This window comes from Bradyrhizobium sp. UFLA05-112, assembly GCF_053572325.1.
Genome location: NZ_JBANBK010000015.1, coordinates 64763 through 89013 on the forward strand (window position 1 = coordinate 64763; position 24251 = coordinate 89013).

General features: G+C 63.6%; 19 protein-coding genes. 9 read left to right on the forward strand and 10 right to left on the reverse strand.

The features are described 5' to 3' along the window. Positions 1–60 precede the first annotated feature (60 nt). The 6 genes from SO180_RS11645 to SO180_RS11670 form a co-directional block, all read right to left on the reverse strand. Positions 61–897, reverse strand: coding sequence for an SDR family oxidoreductase (locus tag SO180_RS11645; RefSeq protein WP_449379006.1), 837 nt, complete (start codon positions 895–897; stop codon positions 61–63). Between the two features lie 118 nt (positions 898–1015). Next, a complete protein-coding gene (locus tag SO180_RS11650) occupies positions 1016–1963 on the reverse strand; it encodes an ABC transporter substrate-binding protein (RefSeq protein ID WP_449378956.1) in 948 nt (315 codons plus the stop codon). 98 nt (positions 1964–2061) lie between these two features. Next, entirely contained in the window at positions 2062–3102 is a 1041-nt protein-coding gene (locus SO180_RS11655; RefSeq protein ID WP_449378957.1) for an ABC transporter permease subunit, read from the reverse strand. Further along, entirely contained in the window at positions 3095–4618 is a 1524-nt protein-coding gene (locus tag SO180_RS11660) for a sugar ABC transporter ATP-binding protein (RefSeq protein ID WP_449378958.1), read from the reverse strand. The genes SO180_RS11655 and SO180_RS11660 overlap by 8 nt, the downstream gene beginning before the upstream one ends. A 140-nt stretch (positions 4619–4758) precedes the next feature. Then, positions 4759–6204 carry a xylulokinase gene (gene xylB / locus SO180_RS11665; RefSeq protein WP_449378959.1) on the reverse strand — a complete coding sequence of 482 codons (1446 nt, stop codon included), beginning with the start codon at positions 6202–6204 and terminating at the stop codon, positions 4759–4761. 38 nt (positions 6205–6242) lie between these two features. Continuing rightward, positions 6243–6959 carry a GntR family transcriptional regulator gene (locus SO180_RS11670; protein ID WP_449378960.1) on the reverse strand — a complete coding sequence of 239 codons (717 nt, stop codon included), beginning with the start codon at positions 6957–6959 and terminating at the stop codon, positions 6243–6245. A gap of 172 nt (positions 6960–7131) precedes the next feature. Here SO180_RS11670 and SO180_RS11675 point away from each other — a divergent pair, with 172 nt between their 5' ends. From SO180_RS11675 to SO180_RS11705, 7 genes are all read left to right on the forward strand, one after another. Further along, positions 7132–8766: a sugar ABC transporter ATP-binding protein gene (locus SO180_RS11675; protein WP_449378961.1), complete on the forward strand. Its 1635-nt coding sequence runs from the start codon at positions 7132–7134 to the stop codon at positions 8764–8766. Continuing rightward, positions 8763–10100: an ABC transporter permease gene (locus SO180_RS11680; protein ID WP_449378962.1), complete on the forward strand. Its 1338-nt coding sequence runs from the start codon at positions 8763–8765 to the stop codon at positions 10098–10100. The genes SO180_RS11675 and SO180_RS11680 overlap by 4 nt, the downstream gene beginning before the upstream one ends. Before the next feature lie 37 nt (positions 10101–10137). After that, a complete protein-coding gene (locus SO180_RS11685; protein ID WP_449379007.1) occupies positions 10138–11061 on the forward strand; it encodes a substrate-binding domain-containing protein in 924 nt (307 codons plus the stop codon). 146 nt (positions 11062–11207) lie between these two features. Beyond that, positions 11208–11660, forward strand: coding sequence for an RbsD/FucU family protein (locus tag SO180_RS11690; protein WP_449378963.1), 453 nt, complete (start codon positions 11208–11210; stop codon positions 11658–11660). Positions 11661–11957: 297 nt separating this feature from the next. Beyond that, positions 11958–13616 carry a type 2 periplasmic-binding domain-containing protein gene (locus SO180_RS11695; protein WP_449378964.1) on the forward strand — a complete coding sequence of 553 codons (1659 nt, stop codon included), beginning with the start codon at positions 11958–11960 and terminating at the stop codon, positions 13614–13616. Positions 13617–13714: 98 nt separating this feature from the next. Then, positions 13715–14830, forward strand: coding sequence for a carbohydrate ABC transporter permease (locus SO180_RS11700; protein ID WP_449379008.1), 1116 nt, complete (start codon positions 13715–13717; stop codon positions 14828–14830). Between the two features lie 186 nt (positions 14831–15016). Continuing rightward, positions 15017–15877: a carbohydrate ABC transporter permease gene (locus tag SO180_RS11705; RefSeq protein ID WP_449379009.1), complete on the forward strand. Its 861-nt coding sequence runs from the start codon at positions 15017–15019 to the stop codon at positions 15875–15877. Between the two features lie 15 nt (positions 15878–15892). On the opposite strand, the gene SO180_RS11710 is transcribed toward SO180_RS11705, so the two are convergent. The 3 genes from SO180_RS11710 to SO180_RS11720 all read right to left on the reverse strand — a co-directional run bounded on the left by SO180_RS11710 (position 15893) and on the right by SO180_RS11720 (position 19968). Beyond that, complete coding sequence (locus SO180_RS11710) at positions 15893–16918, reverse strand: aldo/keto reductase (RefSeq protein WP_449378965.1); 1026 nt, start codon at positions 16916–16918, stop codon at positions 15893–15895. Positions 16919–17189: 271 nt separating this feature from the next. Further along, positions 17190–18995 carry an adenylate/guanylate cyclase domain-containing protein gene (locus SO180_RS11715; RefSeq protein ID WP_449378966.1) on the reverse strand — a complete coding sequence of 602 codons (1806 nt, stop codon included), beginning with the start codon at positions 18993–18995 and terminating at the stop codon, positions 17190–17192. 7 nt (positions 18996–19002) lie between these two features. After that, positions 19003–19968 (reverse strand): ABC transporter substrate-binding protein, encoded by a 966-nt coding sequence (locus SO180_RS11720; protein WP_449378967.1) that lies wholly within the window; start codon positions 19966–19968, stop codon positions 19003–19005. 487 nt (positions 19969–20455) lie between these two features. Between SO180_RS11720 and SO180_RS11725 the strand changes: the two genes are divergently transcribed. Both SO180_RS11725 and SO180_RS11730 read left to right on the forward strand, forming a co-directional pair. Next, positions 20456–21691 (forward strand): SMP-30/gluconolactonase/LRE family protein, encoded by a 1236-nt coding sequence (locus SO180_RS11725; RefSeq protein WP_449378968.1) that lies wholly within the window; start codon positions 20456–20458, stop codon positions 21689–21691. A gap of 104 nt (positions 21692–21795) precedes the next feature. Next, positions 21796–22896: an NAD(P)/FAD-dependent oxidoreductase gene (locus SO180_RS11730; protein ID WP_449378969.1), complete on the forward strand. Its 1101-nt coding sequence runs from the start codon at positions 21796–21798 to the stop codon at positions 22894–22896. An 11-nt stretch (positions 22897–22907) separates the two neighbouring features. Here SO180_RS11730 and SO180_RS11735 read toward each other — a convergent pair whose 3' ends face one another. Next, on the reverse strand, positions 22908–23909 hold the full coding sequence (locus SO180_RS11735) for a ribonuclease Z (protein WP_449378970.1): 1002 nt from the start codon (positions 23907–23909) through the stop codon (positions 22908–22910). Positions 23910–24251: the final 342 nt, after the last annotated feature.

Genomic DNA, 24251 nt, shown 5'->3' on the forward strand with positions numbered 1-24251 from the left:
TTGTGTCACGCGCTGGCGCGCCCTTCGGGTTGACGCGGAGTGTAGCAGACGTCGGGAGTTCTAGCTCGCCCAGTTCTCGCGGAATTCCCCAAACAGCGTAATACCCCCGCAGGCGTAGATGGTCTGACCGGTGATGTAGCTCGACTCGTCCGAGGCGAGGAAGGCGAACACCGCGGCGATCTCGTCGGCCGTTCCAACCCGGCCGAGCGGGATGTGACTCTCGACGTCCGCGCGCTTTTTCGTATCCCCGGTCCAGGCTGCGTTGATCGGCGTGTCGATCGCGCCCGGCCCGACGGCGTTGACGCGAATGCCGCGGCCGGCAAATTCGAGCGCGAGCGTGCGGGTCAGATTCGCCATGCCGCCCTTGCTGATCGAATAGGCGAGATAGCCGGGCTTTGGAACGATCTGATGCACGCTCGAGCAGTTGACGATGGTACCGCCGCCTCCCCGGCTCACGAAATGCGCCAGCGCCTTCTGCGCGCAGAGCACGGCGCCGTTGAGATTGACGTCGATGATGCGCCGATAGGCCTCGATGTCGAGCGCCTCGCTCGGCGATTCCTTCTGGAAGCCGGCATTGTTGACGAGGCAATCGAGCCGCCGCCAGCGCGACAGCACCGTTTCAAACATCCGCGTGATGTCCGCCTCGACAGCGACATTGGCCTGAATGACGACATGATCCCGGTCGCCATGGCCGCGCTCGCGCGAGGCCGCCTGTGCAAGCGCAAGCGTGTTCTCCGCATCCGTACGGTGTTCCAGATAGTTGATGGCAACGGTCGCCCCTTCCTGCGCGAAGCGAACGGCGATCGCACGCCCGATCCCTTGGGACGCGCCGGTTATAAGTGCATATCGTCCAACGAGGCGGGATGCGAACGAGGTCGATGAATCGGATTGCTGCATAGGCGACGCACTCATGGGGGTTCTGTCGAACGGCACATGCCGCCGATCACAAACGCCTCCCGTCTTGCAGCGTTCCAGCGCCGCCCGCAAGGGGCGGCGCCGGCAAAGGCGATGCCGCTTACTGCGTGCGATCCGAGGTCCAGCCCTTGTAGTCGGCGACGTTGTCGCGCGTCACGAGCTTCGACGGCAGCAGTTCGACGGTCGAGGCGGGCTTCTGCCCGCCCAGGATGCCGACGCCGACCTGCACGGCACGGCGTGCCATGAAGAACGGATCCTGCGAGGCCGAAGCCTGGATCTGCGGCGACTGCGGATCTTTCAGCGCGGCCTCGATGTCGGGGGCGCCGTCGACGGCGGTGATGATGATGCCGGAGCGGCTCTGCTGGCGCGCGGCCAGATCAGTGCCGATCGCCTGCGGATCGTTGATCGCGAAGATGGCATCGATCTTCGGGAAGCGGGTCAGGTAGCCTTGCGCCACTGTGAGGCCACCTTCGCGCGAGCCCTTGCCGTCCTGGTCGCTGGACAGAACCTTGATGCCGGGGTTCTTGCCGAACACGGTCTTGCAACCGTTGACGCGGTCGATCACCGCGGAGACCTGCGGCCCGTTCTCGATGATCACGTCGCCTTTGCCGCCGAGCTTGTCGACGATGTACTGGCAGGAGATCTCGCCGGCCTGGACGTTGTTCGTGGTCACCGTGGCGTCGGCGCCTTCTGCCGCGGTATCGACCGCGACGACGATGATGCCGGCGGCCTGCGCTTTCTTGATTGCCGGGCCGATCGCCTTGGGATCGCCGGGGTTCAACAGGATCAGATCGACGCCGGCGGCGATGAAGTTGTCGATCTGGGTCACCTGCTTGCCGAGATCGTATTCGAAGCCGACGGTCGTGACCTTGACGTTGGGATTGGTTTTCTTGGCTTCGAACTCGGCGCCCTTCGACAGCGCGACGAAAAACGGGTTGCCGAGTGAACCGAGCGAGACGCCGATGGATTTGAGCTCCTTCGCCTGCAGCGGCGTGGAGCTCAGGGCAAGCGCCACGGCGGCGCTGGTAAGCGAGATCGTCTTCAACATTGGCTTCCTCCCTGGTCTGATTTGATGTCCCGCGCGGCTGACCAGTTGCCGCAACGGAGTTCCACAGCGCGAGTGGCCGTGCCTTCGCGCACCGATCGTCAGGTGCGCGCCGAGCCTTGAAGGCGGTAACGATCGAGCGCGACGGCGCCGATGATCACCAGTCCCTTGATGACGTATTGCCAGATGTCGGATACGCCGACCAGGATCAGGCCGTTCGACAGCACGGCGATGATCAGCGCGCCGACCAGCGTTCCCCAGATCGAGCCGATGCCGCCGACGAAGGAGGTGCCGCCGAGGATCACGGCCGTGATCGCATCGAGCTCGTAGCTTTGTCCGAGCTGCAAGCCGTTGGCTGCATAGAGCCGCGCCGCCTGCATCGCACCGCCAAGGCCGGCAAACAGTCCCGATACCCCGTAGACGAAGATCAGCACCGCCCAGACCTTGATGCCGGCAAGCCGCGCCGCGCTTTCATTGCCGCCGACCGCGTAGATATGCACGCCGAGCACGGTTCGGCGCAACACCAGCCAGGAAACGAGGATCACGAGCAGCGCAATCACCGATAGCCAGGGAATCGAGATCACGCCGGGAATGAGAGTAAGCGAGCCGTTGCCGATGAAGGCATAGGGAATGGAAGGGTTGAACACGGTGGTGTCGGCGCCGAGCAGGCGCGCCAGACCGCGCACGGCGGTGAGCGAGCCGAGCGTAACGATGAAGGGTGGCAGTCGCAGCAGCGCGATCAGCGCGCCATTGACGACGCCGAAGCCGAGCCCGGTGAGAACGGCGGCCGGCAGCCACAGCGCCCCGAGCTCGGGCAGTTTTGACAGGGTCAGCCCGGCCATCGCGGAGGCCGCCAGGATCGAGCCGACCGACAGGTCGATGCCGCCGGTGAGGATGACGAAGGTCATGCCCGCCGCCAGCACGGTGTTGACCGCGGCCTGCTGCAGCACGATGCCGAGATTTTGGCCAGTGAAGAAACGGCCGTCCGACAGGTAATGAAAGCCGGCGCACAGCAGCAGCAGCACCGGCAGCATGCCGGCCGCCTGGATCAGGAGCCTGACCCGCTGGCGTTTCGTCTCCTGGGCAGCGGCAAGTCCGTTTGCCGTGGCCGCCTTTGTTGGTGAAGATCCCTGATCAGGCATCGAGGTGCTCCATCCCCGTCGCAAGTGCCATGATATCCTCCTCGGTCAGCGGCTGTGTCGCGGTTCGCCTGATCTCGCCTTCGACGTGCCCCAGTCGCATCACGATGACGCGGTCGCAGATGCCGATAATCTCGGGCAGATCGGACGAGATGATGAGGATCGCCGTGCCAGCCTTGGCGAGATTGTCGATGATCGAATAGATTTCGGACTTGGCCCCGACGTCGACGCCGCGCGTCGGCTCATCGAGGATCAGGACTTTGGGGCCGATTGCAAGCAGCCGCGAGAGCAGCACCTTCTGCTGATTTCCGCCGGACAGTCCGCCCGCGGGGACGCCGGCGTTGGCGGCGCGGATGCTTAAGCCCGCGAAAGCCCTGTCGGCGCGCTCACGCGCCTTGTCGCGATCGAGGAACCAGCCGAGCTTCGCATCGCGCCCAAGCACGGCAAGGTTAATGTTATCCTGGCACGACATGTCCAGGAACAGGCCGAGCGCCTTGCGGTCCTCGGTGAGGTAGGCGATGCCGGCCTCGAGCGCCTCGCCGGGTGTGCGGATGTCGATTGGCTGGCCTTCGAGTTCGACACGGCCGGAAATCTTCGGCGCGGCGCCGATGATCAGATGTGCAAGTTCGGTGCGGCCTGCGCCGATCAGGCCGGCCAGTCCCACGACCTCGCCCGCATGCACGGTCAGCGAACAGCCCTTGACGCGCTGCCCGTCGGACATATCGGTCGCGGTGAGTACCGGATGCCCCTTTCCAGCCTCGGGATCGTGGTCCTTCTTGTAGAAAGACGAGACGTCGCGCCCGACCATCATGCGGACGATGCTGTCGGCGCGGATGTCAGACTTGTCGAGCGAGCCGACCAGACGTCCGTCACGGAGCACCGTGACGCGATCGCCGAGCGCATAGACCTCGTCCATACGATGCGAGATATAGATGATGGCAAGCCCTTCGGCGCGCAGTTGCCGGACCAGCGCGAACAGCCGCTCGCTCTCGCCGGCCGACAGCGCGGTCGTCGGCTCATCCATGATCAGGATTTTGGAACGCGCGTGCAGCGCACGCGCGATCTCGACCAGCTGGCGCTGGCCCATGGAAAGATGTGCCACCAGCGTCGACGGGGTGAAGTCGGCGCCCAGCCGCTCCAGGATCGGGCCGACACCGACGCGCATGTCGCTGCGCGCGAGCAATCCAGAACGTGAGACCTCGCGGCCGAGATAAATATTCTCCGCGACGGTCAAGTTGGGGGCCAAGGACAGTTCCTGATAGATGATCGAGATGCCGGCAGCGCGGCCGCCGAGCGGGCCTTCGATCCGTACCGGCTTGCCCTCGATGCGGATCTCGCCGCCGGGATCGGGCCGGTAGGCACCCGATAAAATTTTCATCAGGGTTGATTTTCCGGCACCGTTCTCGCCCATCAGGGCGTGGACCTCGCCCGCATAGACGGTAAGGTCAACGGCGCGCAGCGCCTTGATACCGAAGAAGGATTTGGAGACCCCGCGCATCTCGAGGATCGGATCGTTCATCGTGCCTCCCGGCGCACAATGCGTTTCCCACCCGCGTCTCTTTCGTTGTTAGCGCGGTTCGACCATTAAACAAAAGGCGGCGGCGCAGGGCAATACCGAACCGACAATATCGAAGAGGTGCACATGCGGAACGCACGACGCTAATGGTGCGGCCGGTACAGCTCGCGCCATGCGGGCAGACGTTCGGCGTAGGCATCGGCGAGCGCCCGCTCGGGTTCAAAAGTCTCGACGCGCCGCGGCGACGTGCAGACGGCTGCGATCGCCTCGCCGGTGACAGCAAGGCGCCCCAATCTCGCCGCACCGAACGCGGCGCCGGTCTCGCCTGCTGCAAAGCGGTGGATCGGAATATTCAGCACGTTCGCCAGCACGGCGAGCCAGAAAGCGGACCGCGAGCCGCCGCCAATCACATCGGCCTCCGAAACTACGAGGCCGGCAGCCGCGAGCGCATCGCGGCAATCGGCCAGCGCAAACGCGACGCCTTCAAGAACCGCCTGCACGATATCAGCGCGATCGGTGCCGTGGCTCAGACCATCGAGCATGCCGCGCACATTGGGGTCGTCATGCGGCGTCCGCTCACCGGCAAGGTAAGGCAGGAAACTTATCGGCGACGGTGCCTGCGGGCATGCACCGAGCGGCGCCAGCAGCTCGGCCTCCGGGGCGCCGAGTAGCCGCGCCATCCAGGCAAGGCAGGACGCGGCCGACAGGATCGCGCCGGCCTGAATCCACATCGCGGGGATCGCATGCGCGAAGGTATGCACCACGCGATCCGGGTTCGCGGCAATCCTGTCGGTCGGCGTCAACAGCGCGCCGGATGTGCCCAGCGAGATGAACGCGGTTCCCGGACGGATCGCGCCGATGCCGACCGCACCGGCCGGGTTGTCGCCGGCACCCCCTGCGATCATCGGCCGTTTCACCATGCCCCAGCGTTCGCTGAGCTCGCGCGTCAGGCGCACCGATGGCGCACAGCCTTCGACCAGCCGCGGCATGTGCGCGCGTGACAGGCCCGTTGCGGCAAGGCCCTCATCCGACCAGGCGCGCCGCGCGACGTCGAGCCACAGCGATCCCGAGGCGTCAGAAACGTCCTCGATCGCCTCGCCCGTCAGCACCAGGCGCAGATAGGCCTTCGGCAGCAGCACGAGTTTTGTCGCCGCAAAGATCTCGGGCTCGTTCGCCGCGATCCACAAAAGCTTCGGCGCGGTGAAGCCGGGCATCGCCTTGTTGCCGGTCGTGGCGCGCAAGGTCGGCCAGCGCTCTTCAAGTTGACGGCACTCGGCTGCAGAGCGGCCATCATTCCAGAGAATGCAGGGGCGGAGCGGCTCGAGATTCGCGTCGAGCAGCGTGGCGCCATGCATCTGGCCGGACAGGCCGATGCCCTCGACCGCGGCCAGCTCGCGCGGATGATCCGCCTTCAGCTCATCCAACGTCGCAAACGCCGCCTCGATCCATTTCCGCGGATCCTGCTCGGAATAACCGGGTCGCGGCGAGGCCGTCGCGAGCGACCGGCTCGCGCTTGCGATCACGTGCTGGGTGTCGTCGACGAGGACCGTCTTGACCGCGGAGGTGCCGAGATCGATTCCGAGATACATGATGCTTTCGCCTGACGCGATGACGGCCGGTTAGACCTCTACTCGTCGAAAAAGCCGGGATGCTTGGCGACAAAGGATTGCAGCTCGCGCGAGACGCGGTCAAGATGATCCGCCATCTCACGCCTGGCCTGATCCGGCTTGTGGGCGGCAATCGCGCGATAGATCGCTTCGTGCTCGCGGAACGTCCCCTCGGGCCGCCCGGGCTCGGGAAGCAGAGTCCTGCGTACGCGCTCAAGATGAGTGCGGATCGGATCAAGCACCTCGCCAACCCGCGCAAGATTCAAGGTTTCGGTCATCTGGCGATGAAACCTGGTGTCGAGTTCATGAAAGCCTCCAAGATCACCGCTGGCGATGGCGGCTTTCTGATAGGCGAGATTCTGACCAAGCGCCGCGATCGCCTCGTCCGACATGTCGGCGGCACAGACCTCGACGACCTCCACCTCCAGCGCGCGACGCATCAGCATCCATTGCCGCACATCCTCAAGGTGAATCCGCGCGACATAGGAGCCGCGCTGCGGCTCGACCACGACGAGGCCTTCGAAGGCAAGCCGGTTGATCGCAGTCGTGATCGACAGCCGCGACACGTCGAAGGTCGCGCACCACTCATTCTTGTCGATTGGTGTTTCGGGCGCGAGTTGTCCCGATACGATCGCGCGCTTCAACGCGAGGTACGCCTGATCGACTTTCGACCCGCCTGCCCTGCGCCCTCGCGCTGCAACAGTTCCGCCGCCCCTGAACCCGCCGATTGAATGCATGCTTTGATCCCAGGCTGATTTTCACTTTTTCGGTTGGCGAAGTCCAATTGCGCGGACGAAGGCTTGACGAACGACGACTGATATAACTAGCATATCAGCAAAACAACAACCATCACCCCCTGCGGCTCAATGTTGGTCAAAGACTGAAGAGTCGGGGCTGGGAGGAGCAGCAATGGAAGCACGCGTCGGTGCTCTCGGAGCGCAGGATGAATCACGCGCGTCCTCCCGCGTGATCGAGCTTGGCGCTCGCGCCGGCGCGCCGAGCGGTCACGTCGCTCTCTCCGCCGAACAGGTCTCCAAGTCCTTCGCTGGAGTGAAGGCTCTCCACAATGTCGACTTCGATCTGCGCCCCGGCGAAGTGCACGCACTGATGGGCGAGAACGGCGCCGGCAAGAGCACTCTGATGAAGATCCTCGCCGGCGTGCACACGAGCTATGACGGCACCATTCAGGTCGAGGGCCAGGCGATGTCGTTCGCCGGCGTGCGCGACGCCGAGGAAGCCGGCGTCGCGATCATCCACCAGGAGCTCAATCTCGTCCCCGAGCTGAGCGTGGCCGACAACATCTTTCTTGGTCGCGAGCCACTGATCGCGGGCCTGCTGATCGATCGCCGCCGCATGGTCGAGGCGGCCGAGCGCCTGCTGGCCCGGCTGGGCGTGAGGCTCGACGCGGAGAGTCGCGTTGCCGACTTGCGTGTCGGCGAGCAGCAGCTGGTGGAAATCGCCAAGGCGCTGTCGCTCGATGCCCGTATCCTCATCATGGACGAGCCGACCTCGGCGCTGTCGTCGTCGGAATGCGAGACGCTGTTCAAGATCGTGCAACAGCTCGCAGCCGAGGGCGTCGCGGTCATCTACACCTCGCACCGCATCGAGGAGGTGCTCGAGCTCGCCGACCGCGTCACCGTGCTGCGCGACGGCAGGCGGGTGGTCACGGCCCCAATCGGCGAATTGTCGCGCGGCGCGATCATCTCGGCGATGGTCGGCCGCGACATGGCCGCAAGCGACCGCGGTGCGGCGGCGGCGGATGGCGCGGTCATCCTGTCGGTCAAGGACTTGACGCTCGACACGCTCAGTCCGCGCGGATGGCGCCGGATGCTGCACGGCGTCAGCTTCGAGCTCAGGCGCGGCGAGATTTTGGGTATCGGCGGCCTGCTCGGCTCCGGACGGACCGAGATTCTGGAATCCATCTTCGGCGTCGCGCGCGGCTGGTGCGGCGGCACCATCACGATCGACGATGAGACCGCCGACATCAACGCGCCGGCGGATGCCTATCGCCTCGGCCTTGCGCTCGTCAGCGAGGATCGCAAGGAGCGCGGCCTGCACCTTGCCGCCTCGATCTGCGACAACATCGCGCTGCCGTCGATCGGGGTATTGTCGCAATTCGGCCTGCGCTCCTTCGCACGCGAACGTGCATTGGCTCGCGAGATGGTCGGCCGGTTGTCGGTCCGCTGCACCGGCATTGGACAGGCGGCCGCAACGCTGTCGGGCGGCAACCAGCAGAAGGTCGTGATCGGCAAGTGGCTCGCCACCGAGCCGCGCATTCTGCTGCTCGACGAGCCAACCCGCGGCATCGACATCGGCGCGAAGCAGGAAATCTATCGCCTGATCTTCGATCTCGCCGCACAGGGCCTCGGCATCATCGTGGTGACCTCGGAAATGCCCGAACTTCTCTTGTTGTCCGACCGCATCCTCGTGATGTGCGAGGGACGGCAGACCGGCCTCCTGACGCGCGAGAATGCGACGCAGGAGGCGGTGATGCGCCTTGCCGCACCGGGCATGGCGGCGTGGTCGCAGGAAGAAGCATCATGAAGGCACTCAAACTCCTCTCGCAAACCAAGCTCTATTGGGGGTTGCTATTGATCTGCCTGATCGGCGCCCTCACCTCGCCGCACACCTCGTCCGGCAACAACATCTTCCTGTCCTACGGCAATCTCACCGACGTGCTCCGTCAGGTCTCGATCACCGGACTGGTCGCAACCGGCATGACCATGGTCATCCTGCTCGGTGGCATCGATCTGTCAGTCGGCTCCGTCATGGGTTTTTCGACGGTGATATGCGCAATGCTGCTCACCAAGCCGGGCTGGACGGCGGCCTCGGCGCTGGGCGTGCCGGCGGCCGTGCTCGTCTGCGGCGCGGCCGCCGCGCTGGCTGCGCGCTTCATATTCGCAGGCCTTGCCCGCGGCCGCGATGTCGGCGCCGGGCGGCGCCGCGACATCGCGCTGTCGCGCTGGCACAGCGTCGGCATTCCCACGCTGCTCGGCCTGATCGTCGCGATCGCGATCGCGTGGTGGACCGCGAGCCAGGTGGCCGGCAAGTTCGGCGTGCTCGGCGTGCTCCTGGTGGCGCCTTGCCTCGCATTGCTACTCGGAGCCCTCAACGGGCTCCTGATCGTCGCCGGCCGGATGCAGCCCTTCATCGTGACGCTCGCGATGATGGTCAGCGCACTCGGCATCGCACGATTGACCGCCGGATCGGACAATGCCGTTGTGCCGGTCTACACCGGCACGAACGCCACCGAGGCCTTCGAGCTGCTGCGCTCGATGCTCTGGGGCGTGCTGCCGGTGCCGAGCGTCTTCTTCCTGGCGGCGATCGTCCTGTTCGGCGCGATCCTGCGTTTCACGACGTTCGGCCGCTATGCGTACGCGATCGGCGGGAACGTCGAGGCTGCCAAGCTCTCGGGCATCAAGGTCGCCCAGGTCCAGCTTACGGCCTATCTTCTGTCCGGACTGCTCGCCGGAATCGCCGGCGTGCTGTTCGTCGCACAATACAGGCAAGGCAAGCCCGATGCCGGCGCAGGCCTCGAGCTCGACGCGATCGCTGCGGTGGTGATCGGCGGCACCAGCCTGATGGGCGGTCGTGGCGGCCTCGCCGGCACCTTCGTCGGCGTCCTGATCTTCGGGCTCCTGTCGGACATTCTTCAGCTTCAGAATATCGACTCCAACGTCCAGCTCCTGATGAAGGGCCTGATCATCGTCTGCACCGTGCTGGTGCAGGAACAGAATCTCGGCCAGCTCATCTCGCGATGGCGGTTCAACCGGTCGCGGGACGTCCATGCCGATCCGAAAACAGCCGAAGCCTATCGGCTGCCAAACGCCGCAAAGGCGCAAGCAAAAGCAAGGGAGGATCTCGATGAAGCGTCGTGAATTCTTGAAACTGTCGACCACCATGGCCGGTGCGGCCATGACCGTCTATCTGCCGGCCGGCTGGAGTCCTGCCAAAGCCGCGGGCAAGTGGAAGGTCGGCTTCAGCCAATGCACAACGCTCGAACCATGGCGCGTGCAGTTCAACAAGGACATCCAGGCCGAAGCGAAGAACCAGCCGGACGTCGACCTCGTCATCACCGACGGCCAGGACAAGACCGAGAAGCAGGTCGCCGACTGCGAAAACCTCATCGTGCAGCAGGTCAACGTACTCTTGATCTCGCCCAAGGAGTCCGCGGGACTGACCGGCGTCGTCGAGAAGGCGATCGACGCCAAGATTCCGGTCATCGTGCTCGACCGCAACGTCGACACCAAGCGCATCACCCAGTTCATCGGCGGCGACAATGTCGCGATCGGCAAAGCCGCCGGCGAGCACGCGGTGAAGCTGCTCGGCGGGCCAGGCAAGGCAACCGGCAACGTCGTCGAGATCTGGGGCGGCATGGGCACCCAGCCCGCGCATGACCGGCACGACGGCTTCCATGCCCACACCGACAAGGAGTCGGGCATCAAGTATCTGCTCAACAACCAGTCCGGCGACTGGAAGCAGGACAAGGCCTACAACATCATGACGACCGCGTTGCGCAACAACGAGAAGATCGACCTGGTCTACGGTCACAATGATCCGATGGCCTATGGTGCCTATCTCGCCGCCAAGGACGCCGGCCGCGACAAGGACATCAAGTTCATCATCGGCATCGACGGGCTGCCGGACGAAGGCGTCACCTGGGTCTCCAAGGGTCAGCTGACCGCGACGTTCCTCTATGCGACGCCCGGTGCCGAAGGCCTGCGGCAGGCGGTCAAGCTGCTCAAGGGCGAAAAGCTGGAGCCGGTCATCACGTTGCCGACGATGCTGATCACCAAGGAGAATGCCCCGGAGATCCTGAAGAAGAACGGGCTGCTCTGACCGGCTGGGGCTTTGAGCGCACCAACGGAGTCCGGTTCAAGCCGACTTGAACCGGACTGTGGACTTTACGTCGATATGGACGGCAGCGCCGTGACGTTGGATAGTCGTCAGCCTAAGAAACTGACCTATGTCCCGGGAGGCGTTGCATGCTGAAATCGATCGACCCGTTTCTAAATGCCGATGTTCTTTACGCGCTGCGGTCCATGGGACACGGCGACGACCTCGTGCTCTGCGACACCAATTTTCCGGCCGATGCGGTGGCGCGCCAGACCGTGCTGGGCAAGCTCATTCGCATCGACAATGTCACCACTGCACGCGCCGCGCGCGCGATCCTGTCGGTGCTGCCGCTCGACAGCTTTGTCGACAAACCGGCATCGCGCATGGAGATCGTCGGCCAGCCCAACGAGATTCCGCCCGTGCAGCGCGAGGTGCAGGCCGAAATCGACGCGGCGGAGGGGAAATCCTCCCCTATGGGCTCGATCGAGCGCTTCGCCTTCTACGAGCTCGCAAAAAAATCCTATTGCGTGATCCAGACCGGGGAGCGGCGCTTCTATGGCTGCTTCATCTTCAAGAAGGGCGTCATCCCGCCCGATGCTTGAGCTAACGAGGAAAGGGCTGCGCGGCACGTTCGGCATGAATATGACATCGAGATGATGTCGCGCGCGAGCATCCATCTTGCAGCGCGGCATCGCGAGAATTCTCTTCGTCATTTCTGATTGGTGGCAGGCGGCTTCAACTCCGCGTGCTTTCGTTGACATTGATGGGCGCCGCTGCATACTCGAACGCGGCATCAGTCACCCATCACGACGACACTGAAGTCCACGAGCCTCACGTCCTCGGTGTGCTTCGGCTACTCAGACTTCACATCAAGAAAGTCAACAAGGGAGGGTATCGCGATGAAACAGCAAGACTATGATTGGCTTTCCGCACTCCGTCCGAACCGGCGTACGGTGCTGAAGGGTGCGGCAAGCGCCGCAGCATTGGGCACGAGCGGAGCGCTCGGCACGTTCTCGGAGATTGCGCTAGCACAAAACAATCTTCGCGCGCAGATTGGGCAAATTCCAGGCGTGGGCAAGGGCTCGCCAACCGACGCCGACTGGCAGAAGGTCGGCGAGCTCTGCCTCGGCCCGACCAAGGCGAGCATCAAGGAAGGCGAGTTCAAGGGCGTCGAGCTCTCCTTCATGGGACTGAATAATCAGAACCTGCATAACCTCCTGTTCCGCGGCTTTCTCAAGCCGTGGGAGGCCTATACGGGCGCAAAAATCTCCTGGATCGATCTCGCTCAGGCCGACTACAACCCGCGACTCCAGCAGGCGATCGCGACCGGCACAGTCGATTTCGACATCCTGGAGATGGGCGCGCCGTTCGAAGGCGATGTCTGTGGCAAGGGCCTGGCGTCAGAGATGCCGGACTGGGTCAAGAAGCAGATCGATATCGATGATTATGTCGACTATCTGAAGCCGCCGGTCGGCACATGGAACGGCAAGACCTATCGCGTCACGATCGACGGCGACTGCCACAACTTCAACTATCGCACCGATGTGTTCTCGGACGCAGCGCTCGCCAAGGCCTGGAAGGAAGCCGGCAACACCGGCGAATGGGGCGTGCCAAAAACCTGGCAGCAAGTCCAGGCGGTGACGAAATTCCTCAAGGGAAAGAAGTTCAAGAACCAGAACGTCTATGGCTATCTCGATGCACCAAAACCCTGGGGCGGGTTCGGCTTCTATTTCCTCGGCAGCCGCGCCTCGGCCTATGCCAAGCATCCCGACGACAAGGCCTGGCTGTTCGACATCGACACGCTGAAGCCGCGCATCAACAATCCGGCCTGGGTGCGCGCCATCCAGGACGTGATCGACGCGCTGCCATCCGAGCCGGCCGATCAGCTGAATGCCGACCCGAACACCACCGGCTTCCAGCAATTCCTGGCCGGCATCGGCTCGATGATCCCCTGGTGGGGCGACATCGGCCAGGTGGCGAAGGCGAGCGACACCTCGGTGATCGGCGACGTCGTCGGCTTCGACATCCTGCCCGGCTCGGACGATGTCTACAACGCCAAGACCGGCCAGTGGGACAAGCTTGCGAGCGGTCCGAACCATGCCCCGAACTGCGCCTATCTCGGCTGGGGCATCTATGTGATGGCGCGTGTCAATGGTGACGAGAAGAAGCACAAGGCCGCCTGGAGCGCAGCCGCGCATCTCGGCGGCAAGGACCTCTCGTTCTGGATGGTGCTGTACCCGTCGGGCTTCCAGGCCCACCGGACCAGCCACTTCCAATACGATGAGTGGGTGGCCGCGGGCTACGATCGCAAGTACATCACGTCCTACCTGAACTCGCAGCTCGGCTCCTACAACCACCCGAACCGCGCCGTGGAGCCGCGCATTCCCGGCATCTTCCAGTACTACAGCATTGCGGAAGACGAGCTGACGAAGATCTTCGCTGGCAAGGTCGACGCGCAGACCGGGGCGAACAACATCGCGGCGGCCTGGGAGAAGCTGACCGACCAGATCGGGCGCGAACGGCAGATCGGGCTCTATAAGGCCTCGCTCGGCGTGTAGCGCGCCCACGCAAGATCATCTACCCTCGGCTGGCGCCCCACGGCGCCAGCCGAAAACTTGCCCGGCGCCGGAACCGGCACTGAATGCGACTGATCTCGATGCAGAATTCCGTACCCGTTAGCGATGCGCACCACCAGCCGGCGACGAAGCGCGCTCCCGGCAGCAGGAAAGCCGCCGGCCGCGCGCTGGTTCTGCTGGCCTCGCTCGGCTTCCTGCTCGTCGTCCTCATTCAGGTCTTGCACACGACCGGCACAATTACGGCCGGATTTTCCGATTGGCGGCCGATCCTCATCGCTTATCTCGTCTGGGCCGTCGCTTTTGGCGTCGGACAAATTTTGACCCGTGGCGAGCGTGGCCAGCGCGCGCTGTTCCTGCTGCCGGCGGTGTTCTTCACCGTCGCCGTCGTGATCTTCCCGACGATCTTCGGGATCTACATCGCCTCACTCGACTGGAATCTCAGCTCGATCGAGGGCCCGCGCTTTTCCGGCTTCGACAATCTGAAGGGAATGCTGAACGACACCTACTACTGGAATGCGCTCGGCAACATGGTCTTTTATACCGTCGCGGTGCTCGGCGAGTACGCGATCGCGTTCGGCCTGGCGCTCTTGCTCAGTGCCGAGATCCGCGCGAGAAAATTCTTCCGCGTGGTCTTCCTGTTGCCGATGATGCTCAGCCCCGTCGCAGTGAGCTGGATGATCGGCAAATCGCTGCTGGAATATCGCTTCGGCCCGGCGGCGACGCTGGCGCGCTATCTCGGCTGGGACAACCCGGCATTCTTCGCTTCGCCCTGGATGGCGCGCTTCAGCATCCAGGCGATGGACGCCTGGGTCTCGATCCCCTTCATCATGATCATCCTGCTCGCAGGCCTGCAAGCGATGCCGAAGGAGGTGCAGGAAGCGGCCAAGGTCGACGGCGCAAATGGCTGGCAGTCGTTCTGGCACGTCACCTTCCCGATCATGCTGCCGGTCAGCATCACGGTCCTGATCATCCGTATCATCTTCAAGCTGAAGCTCGCCGACATCGTGATCAACGTGACAGCCGGCGGCCCCGGCGGCGCGACCGACACGGTGTCGAGCTTCATCTACCGCGTCTACCGCGACCGCTCGAACGTCGGATACGGCACGGCGCTCGCCATGGTCTATCTGCTGCTGATCATCGTGCTGCTGACGCTGATGTTGCGCCTTTCGAGGCGCTGGACGCAGAAGGTGGTCTAAAGCGATGAGATTAAGAAGAATCATCATCGCGCTTCAGGTTGTTGTTTTGGCATGATCTTTTCGGAAAACCGCTGCACACTTTTCCGGATCATGCTTTAGGTTCGAAACGGAGTTACACGCTTGTCCATGTCGATCGCGACATCGAAACCCGTTCCAAGACATCCCGCTGGGCCACGTGCCAAGCGCATGCTCGGCCGCACGCTGATCTACGCCGCATTGCTGCTCTGGACCTTCATCTGCCTTTTTCCGATCTACTGGACCGTCACGACCTCGTTCAAATCGGCGGTCGATGTGACGCAGGCGCACCTGATTCCCTGGGTCGATTTCCAGCCGGACTGGAAAGGCTGGCGCTCGCTCGGTCTGTCGCCCGATACGCTGTTCGGGACCTCGACCGCGCGCTCCGAATTCATGAACCGTTTCGTCAACAGCATCCTCACTTCGGTCGGCGCATCGCTGCTGGCGCTCGTGCTCGGATCGCTCGCCGCTTACGGTTTGAGCCGCTTTCGCTACAAGTTCGCCTGGATGCGCAATGACGACATCCTGTTCTTCTTCATGTCGCAGCTGATCCTGCCGCCGGTGGTGCTCGCGCTGCCGTTCCTCGTGCTCTACAAGGCCCTGGCGCTGCTCGACACGACGTTTGGCCTGATCCTGCTCTACACGCTGACTGTGCTGCCGATCGTCATCTGGATCATGCGTGACCAGTTCAACGCGATTCCGATCGAGCTCGATGAGGCCGCCTTCGTGGACGGCTTGTCGACCTGGGGCGCGTTCCTGCGCATCATCTTGCCGCTCGCGGTGCCCGGCATGGTCGCCGCGTTCATCCTCTCGCTGGTGCTGTGCTGGAACGAATATTTCTTTGCCGCTCTACTCACCAGCACCGACGCGAAGACGCTGCCGGTGATGGTGGCGAGCCAGACCGGCTCGCAGGGCATCAACTGGTGGTCGATGGCGGCACTGTCGACGGCGGCGATCGCGCCGCTCGTCGTGGTCGGCATCTTCCTCGAACGCTACATCGTCAGCGGCCTGACGACGGGCGCTGGAAAATAGCGGCTATCAACGCGCTCACGCGGGCACCGGCGCATCCGCGTCGAGCAGGCGCGCAGACTTCAGATCGGCCCAGAGCGCGCTCGGCACCTTGGTCGTAAGCGCTGCCACGTTGCGCTCGACTTCCTCTGGACTATGCGCCCCCAGCACCACGCTCGCTACCGCCGGATGGCCGAGCGCGAATTGCACGGCGGCCGTCGGCAGCGCGACGCCATGGGTCTCGCAAACGCGCTGGATCTCGGCGACCTTCGCCATGATCTCCGGCGGCGCATCCTGATAGTTGTACTTGGCGCCCTTGACCGCACCGGTGGCGAGAATGCCCGAATTGAAGACGCCGCCGAGCAGCACGGCAATTCCCTGGTCAAGCGCCAGCGGCAAGAATTCCTTCAGCGCCGGCTGCTCGAGCAGCGAATAACGCCCGGCCAGCAGCATCACGTCGAACGTGCCGGCTTTGGCAAAGCGCACACACATGTCGGCTTCGTTCACGCCGATCCCTATGCCCGCGACCACACCCTCCGCGCGGAGCTTGTCCAGCGCAACATAAGCGCCGGACATCGCCTCGCGAAACCGGTCCTCGATCGCGGCAGCACCGTGCGTCCAGACGTCGACGTCGTGGATCAGCAGCAGGTCGATCCGGTCGGTGCCGAGCCGCAGCAGCGACTGCTCAACCGACCGCATCGTGCCGTCATAGGAATAGTCGACCACGGGGCGGTGCGGCTGCCCGCCAACAAAGCCCGCCCGATTTTCCGGCTGGCGAAACGGGTCCATCCAGCGACCGACCTTGGTGCAGAGGATGACGTCCTCGCGGGCCACGCGCCGCAGCGCGGTGCCGCAGCGGTGCTCCGACAGCCCGTAGCCATAGAGCGGGGAAGTGTCGAGCAGATTGACGCCAAGCTCGAACGCCCGCTCCGCGGCGGCGATCGCCGTCTGGTCGTCAAGCCTGAGGAAAAGGTCGCCCAGCGGCGCGGTCCCGAAGCCGAGGACTGACACGTCAAGCCCAGCCCGGCCAAGGGTGCGGCGCGGTAGTACTGATTGTGAACCCATGGTGGATGTTGCTCTTTTCTGCGCGGCTTTGCGCCGGTCTCATGTTCGGTCGCGTGCAGCGTATGACTTTGTCGCCGTGTGTCAACGCGCACGAGCGCACGTCACGCGAGAATTCAACTCCGAATTCGTCGGCGTTTCCTGCGAACGCTCTGTCGTCAGCGGATCGACGACGGGCGTGGGAAAGTGGGACGGAGCGGCGAGAGCGACGATGCAACAACACATCGCTCACTCCGACCGCCTGCGCGGCCTCGCTGTGTCGAAGACGCCGGTCTCACAAGGCTTCGATTTCAAGTGGGCGCGGCCTGGAATCCGGACGCGCCAAGGGCATATTGCCCTGGGCAACGGCAAACATCTCCATGGGCTGATCGTAGCCCTTGATAGTTTGCTTGCCGATCGAGACAAGGGTGATGGCATCCCTGACTTTTTCTGCGACGGCTGTGTCGGTCAGGATTTGCGTATCTTTTGCCAGCCCGCATAGCCGAGACGCCAGGTTGACGACATTGCCGAGGGCCGTGTAGTCGAGCCGTCCCTCATAGCCGACGGTTCCGACCGTCGCCGTTCCCATTGCGATACCGACGCCGAAGCCAATCGCGTGACCGGCGGCGCACCATTTTCCGGCAATCGACTGCACCGCGACCTGCAGATCGATCGCGAGCTGAACAGCGTGGTTTGCGGGCTTGTCGCAGGCAACCGGCGCGTTGACGAGAAGCATCACACCGTCTCCGGCGAAGCGGATCAACGTGGCCTCGTGGCGAGTCGTGACAGCTCCCACTGCCGCATAGTATTCGCGCAGGACGGCCATGATGACGTCCGGTTCGGCGCGCGCGGCGAATGCCGTGAAGCCACGCAAGTCACCGAAAACCACGACGACTTCACGCCGCTGTCCTTCGAGCAGTTCGGCGGAATGTTCGACGAGTTCGGCAACTTGGGGCGCAAGAAATTGCTTCAGCCGGTCTATGCGGACGGATTTCTGCTGCGAGATCGCCAGCTCCGACGCCATCTCGTTGAAACGGACCGCCAATTGCTCCAATTCGTCACGACTGGAAATCCCAATGCGGTGGTCGAAATGTCCGGTACCGATCCGCTCGACGCCCTCCTCCAATTGCTTGATCGGACCGGACATCCGGTGGGCCCGCCAGTAGGCCAGCGCGAGCGCGATCAGCACACCGAACGCAATCAGAAGCGACGAGCGCCACAATGCCGCGCGGATCGGTGCGAATGCCTCCAGGACCGGCTGCATCGCAATCACCGTCCAGCCGATATCGGGTGCATGCACCGAGAGTGCGACGACGGGATTACCTTTGTCTCCCGAGATGACGGCACCACTACTCGTGGTGCCAACGAGCTGCTTGATCCGGCCGAAATCAACGGAACCGGCACGGCCGCGCAGGACCAGGCTGATGTCTGGATGGGCGATCAGCTGCCCGGAATCGTCGACGATCATGGCATAGCCGGTCTGACCGATCCTTATCGCGGCAATAACGTCCCAGATCAGCTTCAGGTTGACCTCGGCGATGGCAACCCCAGCGGCCGGAAGGTTTCCGGCGACCGCGATCCTCATATATGGCTCGGACTCGTGCTGATACTGGATGGGACCGTACCAGAGCTTGTTGGCGCGCGCGCCGATCACTGCGGGATCCGCGGATAGGTCGATCCCTCGGCCGGTCTTGTTTAAACGCAGCCTGGACACAAAAACGCGCTCGGTCCCGCTCTCGTCGAGCAGCGAGACGGAGACGATTGCCGGCACCTGCTGCAACAGACGCAACGCGTCGATCCTGTGCCGGTCATCGTCTCCCTGTGCCCACGGAAATTGCACGACCCAGCCCAATTGATCGCTTATTTCATCCGTGAAGGCCTCTATCCTGCCCGCCGCACCACGAGCCTCGGCCTGCAGAACCTCGCTGATATGGCGGCGCTGGTCGCGATAGCCGAACGATGCTTCGATCACCGCCCCAAGGATGAGAGGCACGACGGCTGCCACGAACAGGGTCGCGAAGTACTTGCAAAACAGAGAGCGGTGCGGCCGCTTCGCGTCGCCACGGACAGTCAACGAAGATTGTGCAACGAATTTTGACATAGCGATCTCAGGCAATCACCTTGTTGGCGCGAAACAGGATTGAAGATGTATCCAGCTCTACGCCAAGGTGCCGAGCCGTCTTCAGATTGATCACCAGTTCGAACTTTTCGGGCCGGATGACGGGAAGAACGGCAGGATCTTCGCCGCGCAGGATCCGGTCGGCGTAATTTGCAAGCCACCGATAGGTCGCGCGCTGGTTGGCGCCGTAACTCAAAAGTCCGCCGGCCTCGCAATACTCGGACCAGCCGAACATCGAAGGGAGCCGCTGCGCCAGCGCGAACTCCGCGAGTGTCGTCCGATCAACCATTGTCACAACATCGGGAAACACGAGGATGGCGTCGGCTTCCGAGCCAGCCGCAACCTCGAGCGCATTGTTAAGCTCGCGCGCGCCGGAGAAGGGAATATAGACCGGCAGGATGTCCAGCCCTGCGCATGTCTGTTGGGTCGCGCGCCACTCCGAGGGTTCCCCCGGATGGTCCGTGTTCGAGAGAACGGCGAGCCTGCGAATTCTGGGATAGATATCCTTGAGCAGCTCAACGCGCTTTCCCGCTAGCTCAAGCGAGAGGAACGTGCTGCCGGTGAAATTGGTGCCAGGTTGCGCCAGGCTTTTGACCACCCCCAAAGCCACCGGGTCGCCGCTGAGAGCAAACAGGATGGGGATGTCCTTGACGGTAGCCATGGCACGCGTTGCCGGGCCACTGGAAACCGCAAGGTCGACCTCACCGCGTCTCAGTTGCGAAATGATCTGGCGCAGAGCCGAAGGAGTTCCATAGTGCTTCTCGAGGGTGACGTTCTTGCCTTCGACATAACCCAGGGCGCCCAGCCCCTCGCGAAAACCGTCCAGGAACGGATCCGGTTCGGAGCCCGTGGAGATCCAGAGGATGCGATAGACCTTCCGTGCCTCTTGCGCGCGCGCAATCGCAGGACAAGCTACTGCGCCGGCGACAAGCCGAATAAAGTCCCTTCGTTTCATGGCGACCACCGCTACGACCAAGCTGTACGGAACAGGCCATCCAGTGGTCTTAATTTGCACTTGGACTTCCAAGGTCCGCCGTGGCTAGGGGACCGACAGGGGTATTGATCCCAGTTCTCTCGCGCCCTGGATGCTGAACTGCCAAAGGAGCGATCTCTGTCGTTAGTCGATAGAACCGTCCCAAGAGACTGGCCGTTCATGTATTTTTGGCTTTAGAAGCGCTTGATTTTTTCTTGAGGTCGGTATTTCCCGGAACCAACACGTCAATAAGGCTTACTCGCTCTCTCGCGTGCCTACCGGTGCACAAATGTCTCGCCGACGGTGCGAATTCACCGACGAAAATCGTTCGCATCAATGTCATGCTGCATTTCACGCCCGTTGATCATGAAGGAGAACGGCCGCACTCGTAACTCGAGGCCGGTCGGACTAACCTGCGGCCGCTCGGCCGGAATCAACCGGCCGGCGGAACCCCCACCCGGAGGAAGCGATGACACGCCAACTGTGCGATTCCGAGCAGCGCGATCCAGACACCACGCTTTCACGACGATCACTCGTCCAAGGCCTTGCGATCGCTGCAGGCGCAACGATGACGGGTGCCGGCGCCGCACTGGCGCAGAACGCGCCGGCGGCACCGCCGACGACGATCACAAATCCGCCCCGTGACTTCAGCTCGCGTGGCGCGCCGACCACCTATTTCTGGGACCCCGACATCATCGCGGTCGATCCGTCCTTCAACGACCTCGCGCAACCGAACACGGCGATCAAGCGGCTTCATACCGGACTGCTCTGGGCCGAAGGGCCGGCGTGGAACTCGCAAGGCCGCTACCTCCTGTGGAGCGACATTCCCAACAACCGGCAGATGCGCTGGAGCGAGGATGATGGTCATGTCAGCGTATTCCGCACGCCGTCCAACTACAGCAACGGCAACTCCTTCGACTTCCAGGGCCGCCAGCTCTCCTGCGAGCATCTGACCCGTCGCGTCACCCGCTACGAGCATGACGGTACCGCCACGGTGCTCGCCGACTCCTATCAGGGCAAGAAGCTGAACTCGCCGAACGACATCGTCGCGCATCCCGACGGCAGCTACTGGTTCACCGACCCCCCCTATGGCGGCCAGCTCTATGAGGGCGAGCCGGATGGTCCGGGCGGTCCGAGCAACGCCGCCGGCAAGCTCAATCCGCGGATCGGCCAGCCGGCCGGCTTCGCGCCGGGCAAGCGCGAGCTGCCGACCAATTGCTATCGCATCGACCCCAGTGGCCGCATCGACCTCGTGGTCAGCGAGGACCAGGTGCCCGATCCCAACGGTCTCTGCTTCTCGCCCGACTTCAAGAAGCTCTACGTCGTCTCGACCGGCAAGGGTCCAGGCGATACGGGCGCCGGTGGCAAGGGCGACGTGCACGTCTTCGACGTCGGCAGCGACAACAAGCTCTCCAATCAAAAGCTGTTCAGCGACTTCACGATCGACGGCGTGAAGTGCGGGCCGGACGGCGTGCGCTGTGACGTCAATGGCAATGTCTGGGCCTCCAGCAACGCCGGCCGCGCCGTCGGCTATAGCGGCGTGACGGTGTGGTCGCCGGAAGGCAAACTGCTCGGCCGCATCCGCCTGCCGGAGGTGTGCGGCAACGTGTGCTTTGGCGGCCCCAAGCGCAACCGCCTGTTCATGGCCGCGAGCCAGTCGCTCTACGCCGTGTACACAGCGACGCAAGGCGCCGGGCCGGGCTGAGACAGCGCGAGCCGGATCACGACGAGGCGCCGGCGTGCCCCGCCGGCGCCGAATTGTTTTGATAGTCGCCTTGGTGCGTGACGGGATTGCCAGGGAAAGACACCATGCGCGTTGTCATCTGCGGCGGCGGCGTGATCGGCGCCTGCGCCGCCTATTTCCTCAGCCGCCGCGGCGCCGAAGTCGTCGTCGTCGAGCGGACCGAAGTAGCCGCCGCGGCATCCGGCAAGGCCGGGGGATTCCTCGCGCTCGACTGGTGCGCCGGAACGCCGCTCGATGCGCTGGTGCGGCGCAGCTTTGCGCTCCACGCGCAACTACCGCACGAGATCACAGGCGATTGGGCCTACCGCCGCATGACCGCCTATGGCGGCTTCGTTGCCAGCGATGACGCGCAGCGTGACGCACCATCCGCGCTCGGCTGGCTGTCCAACGGCGTCGTCATCGCGCACCGGCTCGGCACGACGGATACGACGGCCATCGTTCATCCGCGCAAATTCACCTCGGCGATGATGAACGCGGCGCTCGCGCAAGGCGCCGAGCTGCGCCGGGGACGTGTCAACGGCGTCGCGCGCGATGCGGGCGGAACGACCGTGAAGGGCGTCGAGATCGATGGCGGCGTCGTCGAGGCGGATGCCGTTGTCATCGCCATGGGACCATGGTCGCTGCTGGCGACCCAATGGATGCGACTGCCCGCCGTGTACGGGCAGCGAAGTCCAAGCATCGTGTACGACACCGGCACGGACGTTCCGGCCGATGCATTATTCCTGGAGTATGAGCAAAACGGCAGCACAATATCGATCGAGGTTTTTCCGCGCGCGGACGGCAGCACCCTGATCACAGCGTTCTCTGACGTCGCGCCGCTACCGGTTGACCCCGCGGCCGTAACGCCGGATCAGGATGCGATCGATCGCCTGCAAGCGATCGCTGAACGGTTGTCACCGCTGTTTCGCAGTGAGAGGATCATTACCCGGCAGGCCTGCTTCCGTCCGGTCACGCAGGACGGCCTGCCGCTGATCGGTGGCGTGCCGAACAGCGAGGGACTCTACGTTGCGACCGGACATAATGTCTGGGGCATCCTCAATGCGCCCGCAACCGGCGAAGCGATGGCAGAATTGATGACTGAGGGCGCAACGCGCAGCGTCGATCTGATGGCGTTCGATCCCGCCCGGCTTCGACCGCTCGATCCCTCGCTGCTGCAAGCACGTTGATCGCTAGATGCTCAGGCCGGCACAGATTGGCCGGAGAAAGCGGCCTCCGCCTCATCTCGCAGCCGGTCCGGCGTCTCCAGATAGCGCGGAGAATAATGAAACGTGGTCATCCGCTTCACGCCCGCCTCGCGTGCGAGGTAGCCGGCCTGCGCCGCCGTCAGGTGACGGCGCACAGATGCGAGTTGCGCGTCGTCGCCGGCGAAGGCTGCCTCGATGAACAGGTGATCGGCGCCGCGCGCGAGCGCGACGATCTTCTCCGCGTTGGCCGGAGTGAAGGCGGCGTCGGTCACGTAGGCGACGCGCTGCCCGGGCGCGAGCTTGAGCGCGTGCCGGGTCAGCTCGCCGAGCCGGATCGTCTGGCCGCTATCGACCACGATCAACGTGTCCGGCTGCGCGCCCATCCGCACCGCGCTCTTGGCCGCATTGAGCCACGGACCGACCTGAAGGCCGAGTTCGGCGAGGCCGGCTGTCCAGACATTGACGCGCAGGGTTTCCTGCAACGCAAACCCAAGGCAGGGAATCCCGTGATCGAGGGTTGTCGCCTCGATCCGTAGATCGCCGTCCGCAAACACCAGACCCGGCGCAACGGATGGCGCTTCAATCGGCGCGCTACGAAACTGCCGCCTCGCAGAGAAGCCTACCCAGTCGCCGAGCCGGCCGTCGCAGAATTCGGCCGCGGCGACCTCGAAATCCGGCGACTCCTCGTTCAGCAGATTCCAGCTATACGAGGCCAGCTTGCCGGCGATGCCCGCGACGAGACCAGGCGGCCCGATCACGCGCAAACGGCCCGGCTGATGATGCCTGACCCGCAGCAACTGATCGAAGCCGGCAAAGTGATCCATGTGACGATGGCTGACGAAGACGTTGCTGATGCGCAGCAATTCCCGATTGGCCAGGGAAGATAGATCGCCAAGGTCGAACAACATGGCGCGCCGCCCGAACCTGAAATCGACCAGCACTCCGGGATCGGCGAATGGCTCGTTGACGAGGCGGCATTGAACGAGTTGAGCCATCAATAGGACCTTCCTGCGCAGCGCGACGTTATCCCGACGATGTCAGCCAGGCGACCGCCTTCGCGTCGATCGCTCGTTGTCGCGTCGCGGGCACACCGGCGCATGGCGGACGCGAACGCATGCCCGCCAGCGGATTCTGCATGACTGCAACGATCGTGGTGCACTCTATTTGCGCAGCGCTAGACTTTAGTCCGGCTCTCACAATCCTGAATGCAGTTTCACTTGCCGAGATTGTCGTCGCCGTTATAGTCGCGCCCAATAGCTCAAAAGAGGCTTGTTTAAGAGGAGAGAAACAGAATGAATAACATACTCCCTGGTGCATTGCGGATATTCCTCGGTGCG

Coding starts and splice junctions, on each gene's coding strand:
- SO180_RS11645 (WP_449379006.1), bottom strand. CDS start 897: ATGCAGCAATCCGATTCATCGACCTCGTTCGCATCCCGCCTCGTTGGA.
- SO180_RS11650 (WP_449378956.1), bottom strand. CDS start 1,963: ATGTTGAAGACGATCTCGCTTACCAGCGCCGCCGTGGCGCTTGCCCTG.
- SO180_RS11655 (WP_449378957.1), bottom strand. CDS start 3,102: ATGCCTGATCAGGGATCTTCACCAACAAAGGCGGCCACGGCAAACGGA.
- SO180_RS11660 (WP_449378958.1), bottom strand. CDS start 4,618: ATGAACGATCCGATCCTCGAGATGCGCGGGGTCTCCAAATCCTTCTTC.
- xylB (WP_449378959.1), bottom strand. CDS start 6,204: ATGTATCTCGGAATCGATCTCGGCACCTCCGCGGTCAAGACGGTCCTC.
- SO180_RS11670 (WP_449378960.1), bottom strand. CDS start 6,959: ATGCATTCAATCGGCGGGTTCAGGGGCGGCGGAACTGTTGCAGCGCGA.
- SO180_RS11675 (WP_449378961.1), top strand. CDS start 7,132: ATGGAAGCACGCGTCGGTGCTCTCGGAGCGCAGGATGAATCACGCGCG.
- SO180_RS11680 (WP_449378962.1), top strand. CDS start 8,763: ATGAAGGCACTCAAACTCCTCTCGCAAACCAAGCTCTATTGGGGGTTG.
- SO180_RS11685 (WP_449379007.1), top strand. CDS start 10,138: ATGACCGTCTATCTGCCGGCCGGCTGGAGTCCTGCCAAAGCCGCGGGC.
- SO180_RS11690 (WP_449378963.1), top strand. CDS start 11,208: ATGCTGAAATCGATCGACCCGTTTCTAAATGCCGATGTTCTTTACGCG.
- SO180_RS11695 (WP_449378964.1), top strand. CDS start 11,958: ATGAAACAGCAAGACTATGATTGGCTTTCCGCACTCCGTCCGAACCGG.
- SO180_RS11700 (WP_449379008.1), top strand. CDS start 13,715: ATGCAGAATTCCGTACCCGTTAGCGATGCGCACCACCAGCCGGCGACG.
- SO180_RS11705 (WP_449379009.1), top strand. CDS start 15,017: ATGCTCGGCCGCACGCTGATCTACGCCGCATTGCTGCTCTGGACCTTC.
- SO180_RS11710 (WP_449378965.1), bottom strand. CDS start 16,918: ATGGGTTCACAATCAGTACTACCGCGCCGCACCCTTGGCCGGGCTGGG.
- SO180_RS11715 (WP_449378966.1), bottom strand. CDS start 18,995: ATGTCAAAATTCGTTGCACAATCTTCGTTGACTGTCCGTGGCGACGCG.
- SO180_RS11720 (WP_449378967.1), bottom strand. CDS start 19,968: ATGAAACGAAGGGACTTTATTCGGCTTGTCGCCGGCGCAGTAGCTTGT.
- SO180_RS11725 (WP_449378968.1), top strand. CDS start 20,456: ATGACACGCCAACTGTGCGATTCCGAGCAGCGCGATCCAGACACCACG.
- SO180_RS11730 (WP_449378969.1), top strand. CDS start 21,796: ATGCGCGTTGTCATCTGCGGCGGCGGCGTGATCGGCGCCTGCGCCGCC.
- SO180_RS11735 (WP_449378970.1), bottom strand. CDS start 23,909: ATGGCTCAACTCGTTCAATGCCGCCTCGTCAACGAGCCATTCGCCGAT.